Below are 5,667 nucleotides of genomic sequence, written 5' to 3'. Positions count from 1 at the left end.
AGGCAGTCATGGGATCGAGTGACAACACCGCGGCGTCCACTGAGGGCACGCCCAAGACCACTAGCGTCGGGGCGGTGACCACCGACACCATCGCCCCCAACGGGGCCGACGCCGCAACCCTCCGCAACGCCCTGGTCGACAAGATCCGCGAAGCCGGATACGCCCGCACCCCCGCCGTCGAGGCCGCTCTACGCACCATCCCCCGCCACCTGTTCGTACCCGACGCCCCACTCGAAGACGCCTACGCCAACAACCCGGTCAACATCAAATACGACACCGACGGCACGTCGATCTCCTGCGCTTCCCAGCCCGGAGTCGTCGCCCTCATGCTCGACCAACTGGAAGCCCAGCCCGGCGACCGGATCCTCGAACTCGGCGCCGGCACCGGCTACAACGCCGCCCTCCTCGCCCACCTCGTCGGCGACACCGGGCACGTCACCACCATCGACGTCGACGACGACCTCGTCGAAGGCGCCCGCGCACACCTGGCAGCAGCCGGCTTCACCAACGTCAAGGCGCAGACCCGCGACGGAGCACTCGGCCACGCCGAAGGAGCACCGTACGACCGAATCATCGCCACCGTCGGCGCGCACGGCGTCCCGCACGCCTGGATGCAGCAACTCGCCCCCGGCGGACGACTCGTCGTCCCCCAGCGCCTCAAGGGCACCGTGTCCCGATCCATCGCCTACGAACAGCGCGACGGCCGCTGGACCAGCGTCAGCAGCAAGATGAACACCTTCATGCCGCTACGACGCGGCATCGCCGACGACGACCGCCGCATCATCCCCCTCAGCGCGGACGGCACCGTACGGCTCCAGGCCCCCGCCGGACAGCCCATCGACGCTAACGCCCTGGCCGGCGTACTGAACCAGCCTCGTACCGAAGAGTGGACCGGCATGACCGTCCAAGCCATGGAGTCGCCGGAATGGATGGAACTGTTCGTCTCCTGCTCCCTGCCGTCCGGCCTGATCCGCATGCTCTTCCCGGCCGACGCCAAGGGCACGCTCCTGACCGACGACCCGTACCCCTCCTCCACCGCAGCCGTCGACAAGGGCGCCGTCACCTACCTCGCCCGCCGCCTGCTGAAGAAGACGACACCCGAAGGCGGCAAGTTCTGGGAGTTCGGCGTCATCGGCCACGGCCCCGGCAGCACCGAGCTGGCCGCCCGAGTCGCCGAAGCGATCCGCACCTGGGACCGCGACTACCGCGGCAGCGAGGCCACCTTCGAGATCCGTCCCCTCGACGGCCCTTCCGTCGAGGCGCGCTCCGGCCTCTTCACACTCGACACCCCGCTCAACCGCATCGTCGTCGACTGGCAGTGAAGCCAGCACAAGACGCTGGCGTCCGCCGGGGTCACTCGGCGGGCGCCACCGGTTCGCACCCGCTCCAACCCATCACCGTTGCCCCGGGGGGAGACATGGACCCGCACGGCCCCATAGCCAGACGCTTCCCACTGGTCGCCCGATTCCGCCCCGCCTGCCTACCGCTACCCGACCGCGTGGCGGCTCTTGTCGACCTGTCCGACAGAGCAGCACAGCAGAACGACCCGGGCTTAGCCTCCACCGTCTTCAATCAGTCCGCACTCCTCGCCTCCGACATCGGCCTCCCCGACCTCGCCCGGCAGCTATGCCACCGCCACGCCGAGGCATACCTCAACGCCGGCCCCCTGCCCGCCATGAGCGCCATCCGCGCCTTAGAACCCCTCGTCAACCTCGCCCGCCTCCAAATCCGCGCCGGCCACCCCGGCGACGCCCGCCACCGACTCCTGAACCTCTACGAAGCCGTCGGCATGGGCCGCCCTGCCACCTTCGAAGGCATCACAGTCCCAGCGGACCTCACTCAAACCGACGAAGACCGCCGCGAAGTCCGCGCCTGGCTCTGGCGCGTCCTGATCGCCGACGGCACCCGCACCCTCACCACCACCGGCCGCTGGCCCGAAGCCCTCGCCCACATCGAGCAACACCGCGGCATCGGCACCCGCATGCTCGACGGCCGCCAAGTCGCCGTAGTCGCTGCCCTCACCGAAGGCGACACCGACCGCGCCACAGAACTGCTCACCGCCACAGTGCCAGGAGAGCCCTGGGAGCGACTCGTCACCGCTTGCCTGACCGCGCTGCGCCACGGGGACGGTGGACAACACGTAGACGTCGGAGTCGTCGACCTGGAGGACATGTATCTGGAGTCTGAAGCCGAGCCGAGGCTAATCGCCTTCGAAATCCGCCTTGGACTCAGCACGCTTGACGCCCTGGGGTTTGTCCAGCGACCGGAGGCTGATCGAATCGTCAGGGAACTAATCCGACGAACATCGGCGTCGTTCGACGGCTACGCCGCCCGCGAGATACTGGCTCATCCCCTGGCCACCGACTTCCTCGGATCCGGGCAAGTCCGGGAGTGCCATGCCTTGGTCCAAGCTTGCGCTCTCGGAGCAGGAACTCTCGCGGATGAGCCTCACACTGATCTATCGGCAGCGGTGAGCGCCGCCGATAGGGTCCTCACTCAGGCGATCGTTACCGCTCGTAGTAGCACGTAGGCCCTCTCCGTCTGCGAACCGATAGACGGCCAGGACTACGCCGAGGTGCCGACCGAGCGCAGCTCGTCGTCCACCGCGCCTGATGCCGCGCGGGCGGGCGTAGGCGCACGCGGGTGTACTGGGCGCAGGCGCGCACGTCGCTGGAGCAGGACGGCGCCGAGGCGTGCCAGGTGTGCCACGCGGAGAGCCTGCTGGGCCAGTGACGCCCGAGGACCGACGAGATTGCGAACGCGTCACCCGGAGGGTGTTGGCCAGAGCACCTGGCCGGTGTCGACCAGCCTGACCTCGACCCACGCGGACGACGGGATGGGCTCCGTGGTCACGTACCAGTGATCCGCGTCCTGGTTCCACTGCGACAGCGCAGGTTGCCCCGGAGGAACGAACGGGTTGCGGATGCCCAGCGAAATCCACGCCTGCGATGGCACGTTCCTCCGCCCCCACTCCCCCCACGGGCGGGCCTCGATGTCCACGGTGAACCGCAGCGTGCGCCCCTGACCGAACCCGCTGGGCAACCTGTCGGGTTGGTCCGTGAGATGGACCGTCTTGGGCCACCCCTCATCTTCCTTGGGCCAACGGGGATCGAGGCGACCGCTAGCTGATATCGCTGGCCAGGCTTCCGGGCACGAGTAGTGATACAGGATCACCCGCCGCTCCTCGGGGTGGGCTGGTCGGCGGACGCGACCTTGTGGGGGCGTCCGCCCTTCCGTGCGCGTCGCTCTGCCAGTTCGCGTTCAGCTTGGTTGAGGTCCGCGAGGTCGGCGGCCGAGCCTCGCTCCAGGTGCGGGTGGATCTGGGTCAGTAGGCCGCGGAGCCGGTTGCTGATGCGGGTGGCCTCGCCGGCCAGGTCGTCGTCGAAGCCGACGATCATCTCCAGTTCGGCGATGGTCTCGTCTTCCAGCTCGACCGAGCGGAGTGTGTGCGGCACGACGCGGGCGGCGTCGGCGATGACGAAGGCGTCGCGGGCGTCGGTCTTGGCCTCGCCTGGATACAGGTCGGCGATCCGCCTCATTGTCAGGCCGGGCAGGTAGGCGACCGGGCAGCCCATGTCCCTGGCTACTGCGAGCGGCAGGGCGCCGATGGAGGCGGGCTGGTCGACCACCACCAGCACGATGCCGTGCTTGGCTTGGAGCTTGCCGAAGACTTCGCGGAGCTTGGGCTCGCTGTTGGGCAGCCGCTTGTCGAACGCCTTCTTCCCGGCCGGGGTGACGGCGGTGGCGTGGTGTTCGCCCTTGCCGACGTCCAGGCCGAGGAAGGCACCGATGTCGCCGGTGTCGATCACGTGCGTCCTCCCGTTGATCCACCCGGCCGTCCCACGGCACCGATCGCCACATCCACATTACGAAGAACGTCCCGACCTGCGGACAAGCCGGCGGTCATGCCCCTAATCAGCGGTCTGTCGATGCCTCCGGGACCGGTGACACCACCCCCCAGGCCATGCGATCAACAGGGGGAGAAAGTCATGCCAGTCCCGGAGGCCGGGAGCCCCGTTGCGGGGCCATCAAAAAGGTAATGGGGGGCAACTCCTCGAAAGCGCTGCTCCGGCCCTTGACCCTACGTTACGTGTTAGCAGAGTGCGTAACTTCCCTTGATTTTTATTATTGCACATTACATAACCACTTGCACGCAAGCGCGGCTAGGAGGACACTTCGGCTGGCACAGAACTGGGGAAGATGAGGCAATGGTGAACGGTATTTCGGATGCGGTAATTAAGCAGGGTATTGCGCGGGATGCGGTCTTCGTGGGTCGATTCCTTCGAGACTTGAGTGAGCCTAGCAAGGCTCCAATGTATGGAATTTTGCCGTTCTGCATCATCCCCTATTTTTCCCTGTTTATTCATGAAGCGAAGCTCAAGCCGAACCATATCGACCCTGCGGCACTCGCCGCACTGTCGCCGGAAGCCGAGGAGATTATCGCTCGCTCGCGGCATAGCTTGAAGCTGTTTGAAGACACGCATCGCTGGATCGCGGGGCAGATCGACTACTTTAACGATAAGATCTTGCCTGTGCACTCCAGTTATTTTCTCGGTAATACATGGTTGCCGTTCGCCCGCTTCCTCGAAACGGACCTAGGAATCTTCGGCTATGACGGCCGGATCATTAGCACGACGCATAGTGCAGCATTCCATTCGGGCGTAGAGTCCAGCAAGTTGTTTGCTGCTCCCGGTCCATATCTACAGGGCATCTTTGAGGCACACGGCAGGTTCTTTGGCCCTCTCGGGGCCAATATGGATTCTGGACCGGAAACGTTTGTCGCACATCTTGACTCCGGTAGGATGGATGGTGGGCGCGACAAGCGGGCTGCTAGGTATTACGCTCGCGTCTTCAATGGTAAGGACACCCCTGCCATTAACGGCCTCGTGGTGGGTTTTCAGGGGATGGTGAACTTTGCCGACACCATCGTCTCCGCAGGCGCTGACGTCCGCAACCTTGAGTACACGGCCTTTAAGATGCGGTACTTGGCCTTGTATGCAGTGTTGGCCAGCCTGCGACAGCTTCACGACGACACCAATTACCCGCTCAGCAGTCGTTCGACGGGATTCGTCAGGGGCATTATCGACTCCCCGGCGGCTCAGGCTGTTACGGATCGTTCGGCGAAGCCGTTCCGTAACACGCTCATGCATTACAATCTTCACCCACGCTTCGACGTCTCGAAGGTTGACCTCCGGGAACCGCTTTTTGGCTTGGTGCCTGAATACTTCCCCGCTCACGACGCGCAGTCGTTCGGCACACTTGTTAACACGTGCATTCGTGACACGGCCAATGCTCTCAACGAGTGGGCGGGCGAGTGACGAATTGATCGTCCAGTGACGCCAACGATCGGGATAGCATGCATTGTGGTCCTGGCCAGAGAGATCAGCCACGACCACAGACGGAAAGGGCTAACCCACGCCGGCCACGACCCTAGGTCAGGCTTGTTTAGTGTGCCCCGCCGTGACGTCCTGGGCGCCGCCGTCCACCAGGAGGAGGACCAGCCCCAAGCCGGTCGACCTAGGACACGGCCATCAGCATCATGGTCACCATGCCAAAGGATGGGGCTCTGGGGCAGGGACTTTGCAAGGTCGTAGGTTGGGTGAGATTGCCCAGTGATGGGCTGTCATGTCGCGTTGTGGAGGGCCCGGATGCAGGTGCAGACACGGC

Annotated in this window: 4 protein-coding genes and 2 pseudogenes; 4 read left to right on the top strand and 2 right to left on the bottom strand. The window is 65.2% G+C overall.

Annotated features, from left to right (window positions below):
* The 3 genes and pseudogenes from fxlM to AB0M29_RS44925 all read left to right on the top strand — a co-directional run.
* Positions 1-1,322, top strand: a 1,322-nt coding sequence (gene fxlM / locus AB0M29_RS44935) for a methyltransferase, FxLD system (RefSeq protein WP_365393604.1), incomplete at its 5' end; no start/stop codon positions are given.
* 95 nt (positions 1,323-1,417) lie between these two features.
* The gene (locus tag AB0M29_RS44930; protein WP_365393602.1) at positions 1,418-2,530 is read left to right on the top strand and encodes a hypothetical protein; all 1,113 of its coding nucleotides are present in this window, start codon (positions 1,418-1,420) and stop codon (positions 2,528-2,530) included.
* Positions 2,531-2,625: 95 nt separating this feature from the next.
* Positions 2,626-2,733: pseudogene (locus AB0M29_RS44925) on the top strand (DUF6233 domain-containing protein); the annotation flags it as partial.
* 30 nt (positions 2,734-2,763) lie between these two features.
* Here the strand turns inward: AB0M29_RS44925 and AB0M29_RS44920 are convergent.
* Positions 2,764-3,174 carry a hypothetical protein gene (locus AB0M29_RS44920; protein ID WP_365393600.1) on the bottom strand — a complete coding sequence of 137 codons (411 nt, stop codon included), beginning with the start codon at positions 3,172-3,174 and terminating at the stop codon, positions 2,764-2,766.
* A gap of 125 nt (positions 3,175-3,299) precedes the next feature.
* A pseudogene (locus tag AB0M29_RS44915) lies at positions 3,300-3,806 on the bottom strand (IS110 family transposase); the annotation flags it as partial.
* 402 nt (positions 3,807-4,208) lie between these two features.
* On the opposite strand from AB0M29_RS44915, the gene AB0M29_RS44910 reads away from it, so the two are divergent.
* Positions 4,209-5,318, top strand: a complete 1,110-nt coding sequence (locus tag AB0M29_RS44910) for a hypothetical protein (protein WP_365393598.1) — start codon at positions 4,209-4,211, stop codon at positions 5,316-5,318.
* The last annotated feature ends 349 nt before the right edge of the window (positions 5,319-5,667 follow it).

This window comes from Streptomyces sp. NPDC051976 (genome assembly GCF_040680795.1).
In the GTDB taxonomy this organism is placed as follows: Bacteria; Actinomycetota; Actinomycetes; order Streptomycetales; family Streptomycetaceae; genus Actinacidiphila.
The sequence above is the reverse complement of the archived record's forward strand: the minus strand, read 5'-3'. Positions and strand labels throughout refer to the sequence as shown.

Excerpts from the sequence above, each read along its gene's own strand:
- AB0M29_RS44930 (WP_365393602.1), top strand. The coding sequence starts at position 1,418 with ATGGACCCGCACGGCCCCATAGCCAGACGCTTCCCACTGGTCGCCCGA.
- AB0M29_RS44910 (WP_365393598.1), top strand. The coding sequence starts at position 4,209 with ATGGTGAACGGTATTTCGGATGCGGTAATTAAGCAGGGTATTGCGCGG.